At 41.1% G+C, this 19,557-nt stretch carries 10 protein-coding genes and 1 riboswitch; of the genes, 4 read left to right on the top strand and 6 right to left on the bottom strand.

Annotation, left to right across the window (positions count from 1 at the left end; all coding sequences use genetic code 11):
* Positions 1-108 precede the first annotated feature (108 nt).
* From CDG77_RS19780 to CDG77_RS19760, 5 genes are all read right to left on the bottom strand, one after another.
* The gene (locus CDG77_RS19780) at positions 109-1,929 is read right to left on the bottom strand and encodes an NAD(P)/FAD-dependent oxidoreductase (RefSeq protein WP_094331042.1); all 1,821 of its coding nucleotides are present in this window, start codon (positions 1,927-1,929) and stop codon (positions 109-111) included.
* A 61-nt stretch (positions 1,930-1,990) separates the two neighbouring features.
* On the bottom strand, positions 1,991-8,836 hold the full coding sequence (locus CDG77_RS19775; RefSeq protein ID WP_094331041.1) for a type I polyketide synthase: 6,846 nt from the start codon (positions 8,834-8,836) through the stop codon (positions 1,991-1,993).
* A gap of 200 nt (positions 8,837-9,036) precedes the next feature.
* Positions 9,037-9,537: a DUF302 domain-containing protein gene (locus tag CDG77_RS19770; protein ID WP_094331040.1), complete on the bottom strand. Its 501-nt coding sequence runs from the start codon at positions 9,535-9,537 to the stop codon at positions 9,037-9,039.
* Between the two features lie 347 nt (positions 9,538-9,884).
* A complete protein-coding gene (gene asnB / locus CDG77_RS19765) occupies positions 9,885-11,810 on the bottom strand; it encodes an asparagine synthase (glutamine-hydrolyzing) (protein ID WP_094331039.1) in 1,926 nt (641 codons plus the stop codon).
* A gap of 817 nt (positions 11,811-12,627) precedes the next feature.
* Positions 12,628-13,464: a response regulator transcription factor gene (locus CDG77_RS19760; protein ID WP_094331038.1), complete on the bottom strand. Its 837-nt coding sequence runs from the start codon at positions 13,462-13,464 to the stop codon at positions 12,628-12,630.
* Between the two features lie 1,618 nt (positions 13,465-15,082).
* On the opposite strand from CDG77_RS19760, the gene CDG77_RS19755 reads away from it, so the two are divergent.
* The 4 genes from CDG77_RS19755 to CDG77_RS19740 all read left to right on the top strand — a co-directional run bounded on the left by CDG77_RS19755 (position 15,083) and on the right by CDG77_RS19740 (position 18,768).
* A complete protein-coding gene (locus CDG77_RS19755; RefSeq protein WP_094331037.1) occupies positions 15,083-15,547 on the top strand; it encodes a MarR family winged helix-turn-helix transcriptional regulator in 465 nt (154 codons plus the stop codon).
* A gap of 52 nt (positions 15,548-15,599) precedes the next feature.
* On the top strand, positions 15,600-16,721 hold the full coding sequence (locus tag CDG77_RS19750) for an ABC exporter membrane fusion protein (protein ID WP_094331036.1): 1,122 nt from the start codon (positions 15,600-15,602) through the stop codon (positions 16,719-16,721).
* Positions 16,722-16,826: 105 nt separating this feature from the next.
* Positions 16,827-18,014 carry an ABC transporter permease DevC gene (gene devC / locus CDG77_RS19745; RefSeq protein ID WP_094331035.1) on the top strand — a complete coding sequence of 396 codons (1,188 nt, stop codon included), beginning with the start codon at positions 16,827-16,829 and terminating at the stop codon, positions 18,012-18,014.
* A gap of 22 nt (positions 18,015-18,036) precedes the next feature.
* Positions 18,037-18,768 carry a DevA family ABC transporter ATP-binding protein gene (locus CDG77_RS19740; protein ID WP_094331034.1) on the top strand — a complete coding sequence of 244 codons (732 nt, stop codon included), beginning with the start codon at positions 18,037-18,039 and terminating at the stop codon, positions 18,766-18,768.
* Positions 18,769-19,120: 352 nt separating this feature from the next.
* Positions 19,121-19,263, top strand: a riboswitch (cobalamin riboswitch).
* Positions 19,264-19,355: 92 nt separating this feature from the next.
* On the opposite strand, the gene CDG77_RS37730 is transcribed toward CDG77_RS19740, so the two are convergent.
* A partial coding sequence (locus CDG77_RS37730; protein WP_223269888.1) for a hypothetical protein occupies positions 19,356-19,557 on the bottom strand: 202 nt, incomplete at its 5' end.

The raw sequence follows: 19,557 nt of genomic DNA, 5'->3' as shown, positions 1-19,557 counted from the left end.
AAGTAGACGTTTTGCAGCTACTTTTAAATACAATCTCTAAGCTAGAAATGAACAGTTTGTAGTAAGCACTTTAGTGCTGGGAAAATTAAGGCCTACTAGATAGGATTGCTATAACTCAGATGTGACTAGCTCTTGCTCTTGCAATTTTTGAGATTCAGCACTCTTACTCTTGATCCAAGGCTCCAATTCAGGTTGATGTCTATAACTCTTGAACTCTTCTGTCACCCTAGCAATTTCACTATTAGCTGCCATACCTTTGGTCTTGCGTCGGTAAATTAGATCGTCCCAGCTAGATTGAGCAGATGCATTGAGTAAAGCAAAAACATGTTTTAGATTCCTTGGTGACAACACACCTTTTAGTCCAAAACCTTTCCACAGGAATTTGAGATACCAAAGAGCAACAAAGAAGTAAATGTTTTTCATGTATGCAAAAACATTGCATCTTTGAGCTTCGTATTTTGTGTTTTGCAAATAGCTATCAAATTCTTGGGTCATGTAGTAACCGAAAGGTAATTGCTGCCCTCGGTGAACATACATCATGCCAATATTAGCATCTTTTTCTATGAGTTCATTGAATTGTTCATACACATGAGACATCAGTGTTCTGATCACTTGACGACTTTGTTGGCTAAATCTGCGGAGAAATTTCAAATCTAAATGCCATTTGCCAACATACAAAGGCACAATCATCCCGAACCACCACATATTTTCTAGATAGACGCGCCAGCTCATGATACTAGCATGACCAAGTTGTTTGGCGTGGTCGTGGAGAAGATGATTGCAAGATTCTACATACCCAAGATTGTATGCATTATACACAGCCCGCTTCTTCTCTGCATCCGGTTCACCTGCTAATTTTGCTCGGATAATTTCTGTGACACTTTCCATTTGAAATGTCATCATTACCATTCCTAAGGAATAGAAAGGATCGAAGATGGCAGCTGCATCACCAATTACATACCAATTGTCTGGAGAAAACAGAGTTTTACTCTTGTGTGCCACCCTTGGTAAGTAATGAAAGTCAATATCTTCTCCACTCTTGACTAGTTGGTAAAGAATGTTGTGATTTGATTCTAAAAAAGCATAAAACTTTTCTTTGGTGTTAACGCTCTGCGCTGGAATAACTTCATGATGATGAGATACCCCTACTGACAATTCCATAGTCTGAGTATCTGTAGGAATGACCCAGATCCAATGGCCATGACCCATCATGTGATTAGTGGCATAGTAATGGCTACATGTAGCACCTGTAGGATCGTAACCACTGTGAAAAATGGTGCGATCGACATTTTTAACCCGTACCCATGCAGAACCATTATTAAGACCAGCGAGTTTCTCAGGGCCAAAGAGGAGATTGTCTGTTTTCTGACCAATGATAAATTTACGTCCTGCTGCATCAATAAGATGCTTGGTTGTAAGTTCTAGGTAGTCATTACCTACTTTAACCTTAACATTGTTTGGGATATCACCAGAGCCTAAATCAACGTTGACTACACGACCATTGTAAAAGTCAACTCCCATCTCTTTATTCATTTTCAAGACATCCCGCTCGAACTTGGCGCGGTTCATGAGAACGGAAGCTAGCGGGGGTTGTTTAATAGACCAGACATGATAGTAGTCATCAATGGTCTGGGTATTTTTTGGGTCTTTGGGCCAATGATAGTTTAGTCCAAATTTTGGTGGATGATTCTCAATTAAGTAATCATAAAGACCTAATTCTTTGCCGAAAAAGAGAGTAGAAACTTCGACAGTTGACTCACCAATTTTTAAATCTTTTTCAGTCCGTTCTTCAGGACGTGGATCGATTAAGGCGATTTTGATGTTGGGAATATTCAGCAGCAAGTGACGAGCTTGACATACTCCAGCGATCCCAGCACCCATAATGACGACATCGTAAGCTTGAGACTGAGTTGTGTTGTTCACTGACATTTCCTATTTCGTTGACTAAAAGTTTTGCTCAGCGAGCAGATTTTTGATTGATTAAAGTTAGTTAAATTGAGCCAGCAATCCAATTTAAAGAGCGGAATGGGACAACAACTAGGGCAATTATTCTTTCAGGGCTGCGTGTCAGTTGAATGGGAAAAGTGAGAACTTTAAGTTGACTGTTAGCAGTCACATCACTGAATAAAATGCTATCCCCTTCTATGCGTTCGATCGCTAGGTTAATGTCTTTTGCCTTAGTCGCCTTACGCAAGGCTTCTATAGCTGTCCAAATTCGCGTACCAGCCCGATCTACCGAGTCTTTGCTTTCTAGCTGTTGGATTAATGGGTATCGAGAAGAACTTAGTAAGGCAACCCAATCTTCTACACTGCGATGAGTTATCGGTTCAATATCACAACCCTGGACTCCTCGACCGGCAACACAGAAACAAACACGTTCGTCATGGGAAAGCGATACTTCTATTTTTTCTTCTGCGAGTCCTACAACTACTGGTTTACCAGATTCCGTCCACTGAATCCGTACTTTGGATATGAGATTAGCATTATTGTTCAGCAGTTGAGCGATCGCTCTATGGAATAGAGGTAATTCCAGTTGATGACGTTCCGTGGGTAATAGTGCATGGATACCAGGAAGATAAGCCAATGATATCTCTGGTGCAACGACTTTGAATAAAGGCGATCGATTGCTCAATTCTCTGTAAAGAATCTGTTCATCCCTCTGGCTGGGATCGGCCAAATCTTCAGCAGTGGGATTCTCTTCACGGTGTTCTAATATCCGCAATTGATAGCTACTGAGTCTTTCCATAACACGCCCATCGGGAGCTAAAAGAAAAACATTACTGTGATACTGTTGACCTTTTCTCCCTTGGGGTGTGGTAACACCAATATATGAACCAGTTTCATCTCGATCCGATCGATCGATTTCAAGACTGTCGATGCGGATGGGCAAACAAAGATCCTGCGGAATTACTAGTTGTCCAGCTTGCAGCAATGAGTCTCTGCAATAAGGATCTCCAAGCAAGAAAGGCCCTTGCGCTCTATCTAAAGATTGTTCTTGCTCCTGGGCAGAATACAAGTTTCTGTGGGTTTTGAATACACACCTGTGGGAATTCAGGCTATAAATCTGTTGTAAACGCTGAAACTTGGGGCCTTGGAACAGTAACCAACTATAAAGATCCGCTTTCGGCTCAATATCTAGAGGTACTTCTGGAAGTTCAACCTGTTCTACAGATGAATTAATTTCAACACCTAGTAAAAATGTGGCTGAAAAATGGCTGATGGCAAATCCTGTCTGTTCGGTTTTGATAGTTACATAAACTTGCTGTGGATCGTTTTTTAGTTCTCGCTCAAGTACCTCTGCATGAATTTCTATGTCCACTCCTTTGTCAGGAGCTACAACAATCGGACGTTCCAAACGAATATCTTTTATCTGCACAGTTGGTAAGGAATCTTTGCCAGTGACATAGGCAACTGCTTGGGCCATAGCTTCCAAACCGAATACAGTCGGGAACAGATATGAACCTTTATAGAGGTGATCCTGTAAGTATGAATCCTGCTCAAGACTGAGGTGCGCTCTCAGAACAACCTCTACACCTGGTTGATAAATCAGAATCTTCTCTAAAAACTTCGACGAAGCAGGAGGTGAGAACAATCCTGGATACCAGGTATCAAAACCACTCGATTCAAAAGCAGCTAAGGTTTGCATTGGTGCTGCGATCGCAACTCGCAAATCTGCGGGTTCATTTTTGATTAGATGCAAGAATCGACTAACGCCTGCATCTTTGGGAATGGCACTAATACCCATTTTGTTCAAGCTCCGAACGCTGCCCATCCGCGCTCCCATTCCTACCTCTTCCCAGACACTATATGCCATTGAAATCACGGCGGTTTGAGGGTATTGAGCTTTAAAACGGCGTAAAATCAGATCCAAAGTTTCATTAGAGAAGCCATACCAAGCATTGCGTTGCATTCCTGTAAAGCCGATGACCGAGGAAAAACCGGCGAAAAGCTTCAGTGGTGTAGCTTCCAGTGCTTTGTATAGATTAATCAAACCGAGAAGTTTAGGACTGATTTCATCAAATGCTGCTTCTGTAGAAACTTGCTCAATCAGTCTTGGCTTATTGAGGGCGGCTCCATGAATTACTCCTGATATCTCACCTAGCTCTTGTCTGACTTTTTGCAAGAGATTTACTACTGCTTGGTAGTCAGCAACGTCACATGCATAGTAGTGGCAGGTTAGTCCTTCCGCATAAAAGCGCCCAAGAGTACGGGTAATATCAGAACTACTACTTTGTTGAATGTTGTCATCGGGATGAGGTGAACGTCCTACAAGTGCCACACGGATACCTGTGTCTTTAGCTAGAGCCAGGGCACACTCGGCAGTAATGCCTTTTGCTCCACCCGTGACGAGGATGACATCCTTAGATGACCAAGTAATTTGACGGTCTAGATAATCTACAGGTTGTTGCACTTGAGGCCGGGGAACGTAGCGCTTGAGATCGGCATCGTAACTTACAGTTGTATAAACATGGGGAGTAGAGAGTTCTCTGAACACACATTCTGCCAGACTGCTGGGATCTACCGTGGGGGAGAAATCAACTACCCGAACTTTGAGATCGATGCGCTCTAGATGCAAACTCGCTGCAAAGCCAACTGTACAGCATTGTTCAATATCCGCTAGTGGTAGTTGCGCTCCAAAATATCCTCCACTAAATTGGACATAAGCGACTGTTGTATGGTCGCGGGATGCTAGAGGTGGAGTGGCGACACTGCGTAACCGTTCAATCATGCCAATCAAACGGGCTTCTGACGACAATTGGGTATTGGGTGTACAAGGCAATACTGCAATGAAGTGAGTTACATCGACGTTATTAGTTAGTGTCTGAGGGCTGACTTCTGCAAAGGTTACACTTTGAACTTGAGCGCCTTGAGTGCGAAGCCGATCGCACAAGACTGCTATTTTGTCTGCATTACTGAATTCGTAAAGAATCAGCACATTTGCAGTCCTCCAGTTTTCTGCCATCTGTCTGCCTAAAGCAACTGAGGGAAGTTCCTCTGGAACATTTTGGATGATGTAATCACGCACCAGTTGCTTACGTGTTAATTCTGGGCCGCCTGCTGGTGTTTTGCCGTTGTTTTGATTTTTGAAATCTTGCTTTAAAGAAACTTTTGAGATCGGTTCTGAGATTTTAATTCCATTCCCGTTATTATTTGGGATGAAATTATGAATTGTTTCAGCAATCTCTTGAATCGTGGCATTGGCTAGAGAAGGCGGGTCAATTTTCCCAGCAGCCCCAAATAGCTTGGCGGCTTCTGCGACAACTTCACCGGCTTTGATGGAGTCGAGGTTGAGATCGTCGAGTAACCGCAATTCTGCTGTGATACTTTCTCTGACATACCCTGTTTGTTGGATAATCAGGTCGGTCAGTGAGGAGGCGATCGCATCGGTTGTACCCATCGTCGATACTAAATAAGCTGCTTCATTATCATTCGGACTGCGATCGTTTGACATAAAACTGCGAATCGTTTCGGCAATCTCTTGAATGGTGGCATTAGCTAAAGCAGGTGGGTCAATTTTCCCAGCGACACCAAATAGCTTGGCGGCTTCTGCGACAATTTCACCGGCTTTGATCGAATCCAGATTGAGATCGTCAAGTAATCGCAATTCTGCTGTGATACTTTCTTTGACATATCCTGTTTGTTGAACAATCAAGTCTGCCAATAAAAACTCAACACTCTGATTACCATTTGCCACAATGCCATTGGTTTCCCCAGGCTTAAGTAAGGTAGAAATAGCAGTATGAAAGCCATTACCATTAACTGTGTGAGTTGTTCTGGCAGCATTTTGAGGAGTTGCGACTAAAGGCAGAGTTTGCAGATCGGCTCGGATAACTTCAGCAATAAAATTACCGCGTCGAGCTAAATAATCTTGCAGCACCTCTGGTGAAATATGGTTATGTTTGCCAAACACTGAATAATTCAGCAAGCTTTCAGAAGTAATTTCCAAGGATGGAGATGAGTGTGTTGCAGATACATGAAATGGTCGTTCTACAGGATTGTCGATGAAGATGCGTTCTGAGGCTGGTACAAAAGAACGTATAAGCCGACCTTCGTAAAGTGCTTCCCAGTTGATGTTATGACCACGAGCAAATACGTTAGCTAACATCATGTTTAACGACTGGTCAAATCCAGGTTTAGCTTCCACAGGCAGACATTGCAGCCCTTGCAACCCGTTGATGTCGTTTACCAATCCAGAGAGGACTTTTCCTGGGCCAACTTCTATTAGCAGGTCGCATGTCTGCTCTAGAGTTTTCACCAGCGATACAAAGTCCACTTGCGCTAGTACCTGATGGGCAAAGTGGTCGCGCAATTGCAATCCTGTGGGCGGCTGTTTGCCATCTACAGATGAAACAAGGCCTATAGTGGTCTTCGGGAGTGTATCTGGAACTAGTTCATAGTTGTGTAGATATTCGGCAGCTTCCGAAACAAGTTGAGAGTGAAAAGCATTAGAAACTGGAAGCTTGTATGTCTTGATTTCTTGGGCAGAGGCCAGTTCAATTACTTGCTCAATGCTCAAGTGTTCGCCAGAGATGACTATCTGTGTGGGACTATTGATATTTGCAATCACGGCATAGCCATTGACTTGTTTTAATAATTCCTCGGCTTTGTCGCGAGAGCAAGCAATACTTACCATGCTTCCTGTCATACCTTGCCCAGAAGCAGACATGGCACGTCCGCGAACAGCAGCTAAACAAATCAAAGTTTGCTCGTCAAACGCACCTGCGGCGTGAAAAGCAGTTAGTTCCCCCAGGCTATGACCACCTACAGCGATCGGCTTTAATCCTAGATGTTGGAGGTAGTGCATCCACAGGAGAGAAGCGAGGCAAATGGCTGGTTGAGCGATTTCAGTTTGGGCAATTTTCTGAGACCATTCTTCAAACTGCTCTTGATTAATAGCCCGATCTACAGATTTATAGATCGACTCACTAATACTTGGGGCAGCAATTTCTTGCAGCCATTTGTCAGCTTGATTCACTAGTTCTTTGGCCCAGCTAAAGCGTTGTACGAGGGTACGGGCCATATTCAATTTTTGAGAACCTTGACCGGGGAAGAGAAAACCGATGCGGCTTTGCTGGACTTGATTGCCAATCCAAATTCCTTGCTGCGGGTTGAGGATTATTTCTCCCTGAGCCAATGGTTTAGCGTTCAATAATTCTTGTAAGAAACTCAGACGTTCAACCAACTCTTCAGGTAAACGGGCGATGAGGGCTGCTCTTACTGGTAGTTGTTGGTTTAGTTGTTGAGCAAGATGTGCAGCTAGATCGATTAGTTCGCTTAAACTCAATCCTTGTACTTTTGGAAGTAATGCATCTATGCTTTGTAATAAAGCTGGGATTGATGCTGCACTCAAGACAAAAATCTCTGTTTCTTGAGCAGAAACTAACAAAGCCTGCTCATCAATTAACGGTTGAAGTTGAGTAGCAGGAGCATCGCCAGATTCTAAAGTGACGTGGCAATTGATGCCGCCAAATCCCATTGCAGAGACTCCAGCCCTTAGTGTATCTGTTGTCTGGCGAACTTCTCCTTGAAGCACTGGGTACAGGCAGTGGGCGGCTTTGTCAAATACTTCGTTTGGCTCATTGCAGCCAGCTAATGGCGGTATTACTCGGCGGTTAACAGCCATAACAGCTTTGATGAACCCTCCAATGCCTGCTGCGGCTTTGGTATGCCCAACTAGGGATTTGAAAGAGGTAATACCACAAGAGCGGGAAGGTGTTTCACTGTTTGCACCCATAGCTAGGGCAATACCTTCTAGTTCGACGCGATCGCCTACTGGTGTCCCTGTACCATGACCTTCTATAAAATCAACGTTATTTAAGCTATAACCGGCTCGGTTATAAGCACGGCGTAGTGCTTTAGCTTGTCCTTCCCGACTCGGAGCTGTTAGACCTCCTTTGCCATCAGATGATATTCCCCATCCATTCAACACTGCATAGATATAATCATTGTCAGCACGAGCATCTTCTAAGCGCTTCAAAACGACGAAGCCAGCCCCTTCTCCAGGGATAAAGCCACTAGCTTTTTTATCGTAAACGGTCATATCTTTGCTAGTCAGGGCACCTGTTTTGGCAAATCCTACTAGTTCAAAGGTGTCTAGACTAATATCTACACCACCAGCCAGTGCTAAATCGAGGTCGCCGTTGCTTAAAGCGTTAGCAGCAGTGGCAACTGCAATTAAGGACGAAGAACAAGCTCCATCTACTGTATAACCACCGCCATGAAAGTTAAAAAAGTTACAAATTCTCCCAGCAATAGTATTAGAAAGGTTGCCGGATAATGTGTCTTCGGTAAATGGTGAGAATACTGACTTGTAGTATTCTTGCATTGCTATTGTCAGTTCATCTATGACTTGCAATGGTAAACCTTTCGCCTTTGCCGCTGCATGTATTACCCGTTGGATAAATGGCCAGCGTAGTCGCATGTTGTTAGAGCGTGTTTGTTCTCCTGTTAAGGAATTACCGAGGATTACACCTGTACGTTCGCCCGGAACATTTGCCCGTGTATAACCTGAATCCTCTAAAGCTGCGATCGCTACTTCTAATGCCACCCAGTGAGCGATATCTGCTGTCTCTACTACAGTTTTAGGAATGCGCTTACTTGCCCAATCAAACTCAAAACCCTCAATTACAGCCATACGTTTCCCGTAGGTTTTGTCTGGAACCGTTGGGTCTGGATCGTAATAATCTGCAAGTGGTAATCGCCGATCTGGGGATTCTCTAAATTGTCGTCGCCGCGAAAGGATGTTTTCCCAGAGTTGTCGTAAATCCCTTGCGCCAGGATACCAACACCCCATACCAATAACCGCAATTCTAGGTTGAGATCCTTCTATGTGCATATCTGTAATAACTTTGCTTCAAGCACAAAATTGAATAAATTAAGAAAAATTTGATTCTGATGCTCAAGTTTGATTGTCAAGTTAATGCTATTGACTTGAAAACAGAAAGTAGAAATCTTGTCTTCCCTACTCCCTACTCCCTACTCGGTAGTTACTTTTTCATGCGTTTCTCGCAGTTGAGGATGGTTACACAATAATTACTAAGTAGCTATCCCGATCATTTCTTCAAACTTTTGATCGAGCATTTGCATAATTGTTGAAATCTTTTCGTTGGGGAATTGACCAAGCAGCGATGATGGTTTGTCGTAAGCAACATGGGTCTTGCCATTGTAGTCATCGTAGACAAATAGTCTTAATGGAACATAAAGACCAACGGCAGGATTTTGTTCAAACATTTGGTTAGCTATTAATGGATTACCAATTATGTAGAGTTTGGCCTTTTTGTTTTTGCCGGCAAGAGACATGAGTTTGCCATGTTCGACTTGTGAAAATATCATAAAACCACTTTCACCAATCATCGATTCAATTCCACTTTTGATTTGTTCAAAGGATTGCTTGGCACCAATCATTTGCTGAAAAACTGTGCTATCACTTTTACCATTAATAGTTTCGATCTTATTGGTTACTTCTTCAAATGACTTTTCAGAAGTAACAATTATACGAGTTGCTGTAAAATTGACGGTTTCTATGACGGTTTCCATGACTCTTTACCTTTCTCTAATTTAGAGGTGTGCAATCAATTACTACAGTTCCCAGGTCAAATTACTAGTACAACACGGCGTAAATAAACCAACCATTCCAAATCAGTGAAACCCTTACGTTACAGTAATTACGAATTACGAATTACGAATTCCGCCCTGCGGTACTAGTACTTTAGTTATTTGCCTAAAAGGTGTTGGTAGCTTTATTCTGAAGCGATTAGCCTAGTGAGTTTTTTGACAACAGCCCCCAACTTCAAAATATCCTCCTACACTATTCTTCAATCTCTCTAATATCATTTATGCAAACAGCCTAATATTTTCTGCCCATCACAGCTTCAAACAATAGCTTATGTGAGGCTAAACCGCTCTTGGAGAATACAAGTACTGAGCATCTTCATCAATGTAGGATCTATAGAAGCAAGTTGGTTTTCATTCATCTCTGGTATTTGGTCAAGGAATTGAATTACTGCTGGTTGGTTATAAAAGGGAACAGAAGCGAATGCTGAACTACGTAGGGTGTCTTGGATGAGTTGGTATAGAGGTTCACTCTGCTTCAATGTGGAAGGCGGTGCAAAAAATGGATGCTTTTTGCGGTTATAGATCGTATCTGGAAGGTAAGGTTTGACTGCTTCTCGCAATATATACTTGACATTCATGCCGCGAATCTTGAATGAAACAGGAATATTACGGACTGCTTCCACAACTAAATGATCTAAAAATGGCAGTCTCCCTTCGGTAGAATGGGCCATCTCTGCGCCATCTCCCAAAATTCTAAATAAGTAGGGTAAAACAGTTTTAGACCATAAATAAAGAGACTGATGAACAGGCTCTCGCTTTGCAAGTTGTCCTTTTACATCGATTTCGTTAAAGAACATACGATATGCATCTTGTTGGCCAAAGTGAGCCATAAATGCGGTCGAGTACAGAGAAAGAGATTTAGCATATCCTTTGGCATTAGCTTCAATCCAGGTGGGTACAAAGCCTAAAAGGCGTTCAACATTAGCTAAAGGTTTGGATATTTCTTCAGGTAAGAAACCTGCTGCGGCAGAGACTTGGTTGTTACGCTTTAATTCTTCTAAGATATGCTTGATAGTCTGCTCATCTTGACCCTTGGTGTTGTAACGCAACATGTCCATCAGCGAATGCACATAGCCTCCAAAGATTTCATCAGCGCCTTCACCTGTGAGGACAACTTTGTAACCTGCATTCTGTACTGCTCGGCTCAAAAGGTACTTAGCAGCAGCACCAGCATTGATACAGACCATTTCACAGTGCCAAATAGCATCTGCAAAATGTTCAGCTAAGTCAGATTGAGTAATGGGAATAATTTGATGGTTTGCTCCAGCTTTTGCTACTGCTTCACGAGCGAAAGCTTCTTCGTTGTAGTCTTCGTGATCGAAGGCGAGGGTAAATGCTGTAATTGGTTCTGTTGCATGAGTAGCTGCAATTCCTAACACCGCAGATGAATCAATTCCTCCACTCAAGTGACAACCTACAGGTACATCTGCTCTTAGCCGCAGTTTTACAGACTCGTTTAAAGTATGGCGAACTTGTTCAATGTAATCTTCTACGCTTTGTTGGGGTTGTGCATCCCCAGCGATGGGGTAATCAAAATCCCAGTAACGATGCAGTTGGATATTGGTATCGGATGCGAGTAAAAAATGTCCCGGTGGTACTTGATATATGTTCTTGAAGAAAGTCCGGTCTGGGCTAAAGAGTCCAAGATCGGCTCGAAACCAAAATTCACGATCCCAGTTAGCCGGAACACCCGCAGCCAGCAAAGCTTTGACTTCTGAAGCCAAGTAGAGTGTATCACCATGCATGGTGTAGTAAAGAGGTTTGATGCCAAAGCGATCGCGAGCGGCAAAGAGTGTTTGATTGCGCTCATCCCAGATTACAAAAGCAAACTCACCCCGCAAATGGTGGAGGCATTGAGTCCCAAACTCGTTATATAAATGAATAGCAATTTCGCTGTCGGAGTGTGTTCGCAGGTTATATCCTTTTTGCTTCAAGTCCTGCTGTATCCGCTCAAAATCATAAAACTCTCCATTAGCAATAATATGCAGTGTGTCATCTTGATTGCTAATTGGTTGGTCTCCACTAGTGAGGTCAATAATACTAAGTCTTCTATGTCCTAAACCGACTCTGCCATCATCAGAAATCCAAATTTTCTGTGCATCGGGCCCTCTATGATACAGGCTATCTATTCCTCGCTTCAAAGAAGTCTCGGAAATTGGTTCTTGTCTTGAGAATAATGCCACAATTCCACACATTTGCTGAATTCTCCTTGAGGAATTTTGAGATAGTTTTAATGTTTTGGTGTCAAAACACTATTGGCAGATGAAATTATATATTCATAGAAATATCAGGTGTTAAAACAGTAGTTTTGCCAGCGCCTTGCAAAACTACTGTTTTTATAAAATTTCATGGCTCTGACTAAATCTAGAGTTATTGCGTTAAAGGTATAGAACCGAGATAAGGAAATTTTCCCAATAAAAGCGAACTATGTGAAGAAAGATAAACTAGACTAAAACCCTCTTCACGCCTGCCTTCTGCTTTATCCCAAAAACAAATTTTTACGCCGATCTACTTGCATGTAATTTTAGGCAAGATAGTCTGGAAAATTCTGCCATATATAGGTCTTAGCATTTTTAAGAGCTTCGCATGAGTTGAGAATGAGTAGAAATTGGATTAGTAATCTTGTAACCTGATTTAGTATGTCTTTGGATTGACGATTTTCATAGAGCTTGAGAGCAAAAATATTGCTAAAAAACGTAATGCTCATTAAGAGGGCATAGATAAATAGAAATGTTCATAGCTAGTAGCTAATAGCTAATGCTAAAAATATAGTTGGTAGAAACGCAACTAATTGCACCTTTACATTTATTTATGCCCACAAAGTTAAGAATAGGTAAAACGCATTTTCACCATGAGTAGAACTGCAACTTACTACTAGTTTATAAGACTTAAAACGAGGTAGCAATAACTTATACTTTGATAGAACTATAAGACTCTTGTGTGATTTGCGAACAATATTTCAAATTAAACCCTGATAAAACGGGCTTTTCAGCCTCAAGATGTTTGCAAAAATCAAATCGGAGTCTCATAACAATTACTTCGCTCATGTTTCTGAAGCGAGCTAGTTGCACTCGCCCTTCTCCAGGCTTGGGGAGTTGTACCGTGATGTTGGCGAAACTGGCGGAAGAAATGAACCATACACTGATAGCCTACCAATGTAGCGATCGCCTCAATTTTCTGATCGGTTTCTAAGAGCAAGGAACGTGCTGCTAGCATTCGGCGCTGAATAATCCAATTTTGCACTGTTCGTCCCGTTTGTTTTTGCACCAGGTTAGTCAAGTAAGTTGGGCAGTAACCGACTGCAACAGCTACGTCCCTTAGGGTAATCGCACGGTGATAATTGGCCTCAATGAAGCTGAAGACCTTATTTAACTGGTGGTCGGGCGGAAATATGCGCTCAAAGGCAGTCGGTTTTATGATGTCGGTTAGTGGTGGTTCTGCAACTGTCTGGGGCTGTACAGCGTACTGCTGTTGGAGGGAGGCTCGTTTTTCCAAGCAGGCGGCGATCGCTGTCAATAATTCCTCTACCGTACAGGGCTTAGTAAGATAGTCATCTGCTCCCAATTCCATAGCTTTGCGAATATCAGTCCGAGTCATTTTGACAGTGACAAAAATAAAGGGGATAGTTGCTGTAAGAGGATTTTGGCGCAGCATTGTCAGGACGCTATAACCATTGAGTTTTGGTATCATAATCTCGCTGACAATCAAATCGGGTAACTCTTCGTTTGCCCGCTGGACACCGATAAGACCGTTTTCAGCACCTATAGTGTAAAAACCTTTAGCTTTTATGCCTTCTAAAAAAAGGTTTCGGGTTGAGGCTGTATCTTCAATCACCAGAATTTTTTTCACACTCTTCTCCGAAAATATTGTAATTAATAATACTAGCTTTGCTTGACATAGGGTTATACAGCAGATTTCAAGTTGGTGAGGTACATAAGGATTTGTCTGTTACCCAGGTATCAAGCGTGTTTTAATCCTGTTAGCGCAGCAGGACATAGCCCATTCTGAATTCAGAATTCTGCTGTATGTCATTACTAAACTAATTGCACTTGTACAGTTATGATGCAGGCAAAAGTTAAGTGTTATGGGCTTAATCTGCCACGTCTATATGATTAATCAGTTCCCTCCATTGGTTTTACGCAAAATCAGTAGGTCAAAAATAGCAGAGATGGATGATTTTATTTTTAAAATAGATAGATTCCTTTCAAATGAACAATTATTTAGGCTATTTTAATCCGATTTCTCAAAGTATTACCCAAACATAAATACAAGCGGAATAAATTCAACTCCGGTTGAGTTTAGGAAAATATTAGGTTGCGAAATAAAACGAGTAAAGATTTAAAATTATACTTTAACGCAATCATAATCTATATATAAATATTGATTATTGTAATTGGATTTTATTATTAAACATTTAGCACCGATAATCTATCTGAACAATAGGCTTTTTTGTGTGCAATATAATTCCATTTTTTTTGACAATTTGATGGACTTTTTGGATGTATTTAAAATACTTCATAAATGCATCTGTATAAGAAAAACTAGAACGGCAAATGTGTCTGTAAACTTTATACAAAAGGCTTAAAGTCTTCTTTTTACCAACAAAATGAAGTAGATTTACTATAAACTATTTAGCATTAATAGTAAAATTACGACAGCGAATAATGACTAAATCATCTTTAAGAACGACGGTTTTGAATGAAACTCTATCTATTTATTATAAGTCTTACCTTATTTAACTTTTGCAATTGAATAATACGACAATTTTAGTCTTGGTAAATTTACGAAAGGTTAACATTAAGTAAATTTTGGTTTTTTATAGGTTCTAAAGTTTCTTTATAAACAAATATAAATTATATATTAATTTATACTAAGGTTTTAATCCTATCATTGACAGGTTGATGCTTAAAAATTAGCCAAAAATAGAGATGTAAAATGCAATTTTTGTGTTATTAATCGCATCATCTTAAAAAAATTACTCATTTTTGTCTTTAAACCACCGTATACTATTTAACTGCGGTAGTAACGATCGCAACTATCAGTAAGCCAAAAGTATCAATCAGTATGTGTCTTTTACGCACCTTAATTAATTTTCTTTACTGAGTACATGCTTGGTTTTATTGAATACTATCTTAAATCCTATGCCATACTTATAGTATTTTTATACCAACAGAATACTATTATGCAAGCTTTCTTACTTTTCAGATATTCTCTAAGTTTGGCTTTATCCAAAATTAAGAACTCGGTTTTCTTTCTCCGGCGAAAACCCTGGCTTTTTAGTAAATACTTTTTCCATGTCACAGATTATGGATGAAGTTAAAAAAGTAAAATTACTGTCCTACAAAGGTTTCATCTGAAGCGATCGCGTTGCGAAGCAAATGGATAAAGTCGAGCTAATCGTAAATATTAACTTGACAAGCAATAATTAATTGTATATACACTTAATTATTATGAAAAAAAATCATTTATGGAAAAGCAAGCTACTGAGTTAGATTTGACTCAGTTGATTACTATTGAGAATACCTGCGCCTGCTTTAACCTTCGTAAAGCATCTAGAGCAGTTACACAACTTTTTGATGAAAAGCTAGAGCCAAGTGGTCTGCTGGTTACTCAGTTGACAATTCTAGTTGCTATCTCAATTCTCGGTTCAGTAGCGATCGGTGATTTAGCTGAAGGTTTAGTTATGGATCGAACTACGCTGACGCGAAACCTTAAGCCTCCCGAAAGAGAAGGACTGATTCAAATTAATCCTGGTGAGGATCGACGGGTGCGAGTAGTAACCTTGACGGATAAAGGACGCTCTGTTTTGGCGCAAGCCTTACCATTATGGCAACAAGCGCAAGCTGATATAGTTGAGAGCTTAGGTCAAGAACGCTTTAATGTATTGCTTTCAAGCTTGACTACTACGGTTTCAATAGCCCGGAACAGCTAATTTTTTTTTGAAAAAACGTGTATATCCACCTAATAGAAAGTAGGGTATTTTTATGTTTGAACAAGAAGTTTCTTTAATTACTGAGAAAAAGCATAGACCATTGATTAAACCTATAGTTCAATGGGCTGGCATCTTGGGAGCGACAGCAGCAGTGGGAATAGGTGGATTTGTGGTTTGGAAACAGGTGAGTTCCCAAACCGGGGTTGAGAATCAGACTGGCATACATACCCCTTTGCCTCAAGCACAAAAAGTTGTAGAGACGATAACTGCTTTAGGACGCTTGGAACCTCACGGAGAAGTAATTCAAGTCTCAGCGCCCACTTTCTTAGAAGGCGCACGAGTTGAGAAACTATTGGTGGAAGACACAGATTGGGTGAAATCTGGTCAGGTAATCGCAGTTCTCGATCGCCGCGAACGATTGCAAGCTGCTTTGAAACAGGCTCAAAGACAAGTTGAAGTAGCCCAAGCACGGCTAGCCAAAGTCAAAGCCGGAGCGAAAGAGGGAGATTTAGGAGCGCAAAAAGCAACAATCGCTCGCTTGGAGGCAGAATTACGAATTGCCCAAACAGAACATCAACGGTACAAATATCTACAGGAAACTGGAGCAATTTCTGCTTCACTTCTAGACTCAAAACGCCAAATTGTCGAAACAATTCAGGGACAACTCAATCAAGCTAAATCTACCCTAACTAGTATTGCAGAAGTTCGTCCGACTGATATCCAGGAAGCTGAAGCAGAAATTGCTAGTGCTGTAGCATCTGAGCAGAAAGCCAAAGCAGACTTAGAAACTGCCTTTGTCACCGCACCCCAGAACGGTCAAGTTTTAAAAATTCATACTCGTGCAGGAGAGATGGTTGGTGCTAAAGCGATCGCAGATATTGGACAAACCAGGCAAATGGACGTAATCGCTGAAGTTTACGAAAACGATCTTGCCAAAGTGAAGATAGGGCAAAAAGCTACTATCACCAGTCTTAACAAAGCCTTTGTTGGAAAACTACAGGGAACAGTATACCGCATCATTCCCCAAATTGGTAAGCGGGATGTCCTCAATGACGATCCAGCAGCAGCAGTTGATGCCAGAGTTGCTGAAGTCAAAATCAGTTTATTACCGAAAGACAGTCAGCGAATTATGAGTTTGATCAATCTTAAAGTAGAAGTAGCAATCAATCCTTAATTTTGGAATGGGGAGTTGGGAGTGGTGTATTTTATCAATTTAGAAAAGTAGAAGTTCTCAATTTTAAGTTCTAAACATTACAATCAAATTAACTTATGTGATGCAATGATAGGTTTTAATTTATCCTTTCTCGATGGTAATAAAATTCCTCTGGCATGGTTGCAATTGATCCGGGAGAAGACGAGGCTATTCGTGGCCATTTCAGGTATCAGCTTTGCCGTGGTACTAATGTTCATGCAGATGGGATTTCTAACTGCTCTATTTGATAGTGCAGTTGGTATGCACAGCAGTCTACAAGGCGATATTGTGCTGATTAGTCCCCGATCAGTGGCCTTAATTGCCATGAAACCATTTTCCCAACGGCGGCTATACCAAGTATTGGGCTTTCAAGGAGTAGAATCTGTCAGCCCTATCTACGTAGATTCTGGAATCTGGAAAAATCCGCAAAATCCTAGTATTACCCGCAATATTCGGATCTATGGAATTAATCCTGACAATCAAGTATTTAACATGCCAGGGGTAGCTGAAAATCTAGATAAGATTAAAATGCCTGATGTAGTTTTATTCGATTGGGGTTCGCGGACTGAATTTGGGCCGATTAGCACTTTATTTAAGCAGAAAAAAAGCGTAATTACAGAGGTAGAGGAACGGCGAATTAATGTTGGTGGTTTATTTGAATTAGGAGTTACTTTTGGTTCGGATGGTACTTTAATCACCAGCGATCTAAATTTTTTAAGAATCTTTGAAGAGCGGAGAACCGCAGGATTAATTGATATCGGTTTGATTAAACTCAAGCCAGGTGTAGATGCAGAAAAAGTGTTGAAAAATTTGAGGGCAAACTTACCCAAAGATGTAAAAGTGCTATCGAAACAAGAATACAAAAAATTTGAAGTAAACTACTGGAGCGGCAGCACGCCTATTGGTTTTACTTTTATACTTGGTACAGTTATGGGCTTTTTTGTCGGGACGATTATCGTCTATCAAGTACTTTATACTGACGTTAACGATCATCTCCCTGAGTATGCCACACTCAAAGCGATCGGATACAAAGATTCCTTCTTCTCTGGTGTTGTATTTCAAGCAGCAATGATTTTAGCCACGCTAGGATTTTTGCCTGGAGTACTAATTGCTTGGGGTTTATATGAACTCACCCGCACTGCCACACTCTTGCCGATGTTTATGCAGCTTGATAAAAACTTGCTAGTGCTAGTTTTGACATTTGTCATGTGCTTTGTCTCTGGTAGCATCGCTATACGCAAGCTCCGAGAAGCAGACCCGGCTGACATATTTTAATATCCTTTCCTATAGTTTTATTATGCGGTCAGAACCTCTTGTTAATATTGAAAACCTCAGCCATTACTACGGTCGAGGAGTCTTACGTAAACAAATTTTGTTTGATATTAATCTAAAAATTCAACCGGGCGAAATTGTAATTATGACTGGGCCATCAGGATCTGGTAAGACTTCTTTACTAACTTTAATTGGTGCTTTACGTTCAGCCCAAATCGGTAGTCTAAAAGTTTTTGGGCAAGAGCTATGCGGAGCTACTCAAGACCAATTAGTGCAAGTGCGACGTAATATTGGCTATATTTTTCAGGCACATAACTTGCTGAGTTTTTTAACAGCTCAACAGAATGTCCAAATGTCGCTTCAAATCCAACCTGGGATGACTAAGCAGAAGGCTCAACGCCGAGCAAAATCTATACTTGAAGCTGTTGGATTAGGACAAAAAATTAATAGCTATCCAGAAAACCTTTCTGGCGGACAAAAACAGCGGGTTGCAATTGCTCGTGCTTTGGTAAACTCTCCCAGTTTAGTTCTGGCTGATGAACCTACTGCTGCTTTAGATAGTAAGACTGGTCGCGATGTTGTAGATTTAATGCAAAAACTAGCCAAAGAACAAGGGTGTTCCATCTTGCTAGTGACTCATGATAATCGTATTTTAGATATTGCCAATCGTATTGTATACATGGAAGATGGTCGATTAGATAGAAGTCACACAGGAACTTTTATTGGGGAAGATGCGGTACAAAACGCGGTAAGGTGATTCAATGCCAACTCCCGCAAAGCAAAATGAGCTAACTAGCTTAAATAAACCACAAGTCTTTGGGCTTTTCTTAGTGCCATTCGAGTCTGATACCATTTCTAAATAATCTTCTTTTTTATATCTTTAAAATTTACCACTTTTGTAGCGGGCTTGATCTCAAATTGCTGTAACTAGATTTGGCTATGTCAAAAAATTGTGAGCGTTATGTCACAAAATGCTGGCAACCCTAAAAAATTTGTTGGGTTGAAAATTTAGAGCAAGCTTTGGGAAAGAATGAAACTTGCCCCGATTAATGACGAATGCCAGTATAGAACGACCATTAATTTTTATGCAAGCAAATCACAGTTGTGTTAACATGCAGGGGGATCTCGGTTCTAGTGGGGAACAGCCGCTAGAGGAAACGGGGAAAGTCCGGTGTGAATCCGGCGCTGTCCCGCAGCTGTAATCAAGGTTTGCCTTGTGAGTCAGAATGCCCGCCGAAGTTGACTTGTAAATTTTGTACATCTGCGAGGCACAGATTAAGTGTTTTTATGAATATTTCTACAACTACTAGGCAGTACAATCTCATAGCCCCACATATTAGGACGCTACAGGTTACGGCTTTCTATGAGAAGGTAGGCGATTAATTCACAATATAAATTATGTATCACCGATGCAGCGATGGTGACAGCTACTCCCACACAGAGTATCGCTTGAAAATAGTCGCAGCAACAACAAAACGCTGGATTAATTAACAGATGGAAGTTGTTCCAAACAGGTAGAAAATGGCGTATATGACGTATACAGCCC

The sequence above is a fragment of the Nostoc sp. 'Peltigera membranacea cyanobiont' 213 genome (genome assembly GCF_002245975.1).
Taxonomy (GTDB): Bacteria; Cyanobacteriota; Cyanobacteriia; order Cyanobacteriales; family Nostocaceae; genus Nostoc.
The sequence above is the reverse complement of the archived record's forward strand: the minus strand, read 5'-3'. Positions and strand labels throughout refer to the sequence as shown.

Bases quoted from the DNA above. Each gene is read 5' to 3' on its own strand.
- CDG77_RS19780 (WP_094331042.1), bottom strand. From the start codon at position 1,929: ATGTCAGTGAACAACACAACTCAGTCTCAAGCTTACGATGTCGTCATT.
- CDG77_RS19775 (WP_094331041.1), bottom strand. From the start codon at position 8,836: ATGCACATAGAAGGATCTCAACCTAGAATTGCGGTTATTGGTATGGGG.
- CDG77_RS19770 (WP_094331040.1), bottom strand. From the start codon at position 9,537: ATGGAAACCGTCATAGAAACCGTCAATTTTACAGCAACTCGTATAATT.
- asnB (WP_094331039.1), bottom strand. From the start codon at position 11,810: ATGTGTGGAATTGTGGCATTATTCTCAAGACAAGAACCAATTTCCGAG.
- CDG77_RS19755 (WP_094331037.1), top strand. From the start codon at position 15,083: ATGGAAAAGCAAGCTACTGAGTTAGATTTGACTCAGTTGATTACTATT.
- CDG77_RS19750 (WP_094331036.1), top strand. From the start codon at position 15,600: ATGTTTGAACAAGAAGTTTCTTTAATTACTGAGAAAAAGCATAGACCA.
- devC (WP_094331035.1), top strand. From the start codon at position 16,827: ATGATAGGTTTTAATTTATCCTTTCTCGATGGTAATAAAATTCCTCTG.
- CDG77_RS19740 (WP_094331034.1), top strand. From the start codon at position 18,037: ATGCGGTCAGAACCTCTTGTTAATATTGAAAACCTCAGCCATTACTAC.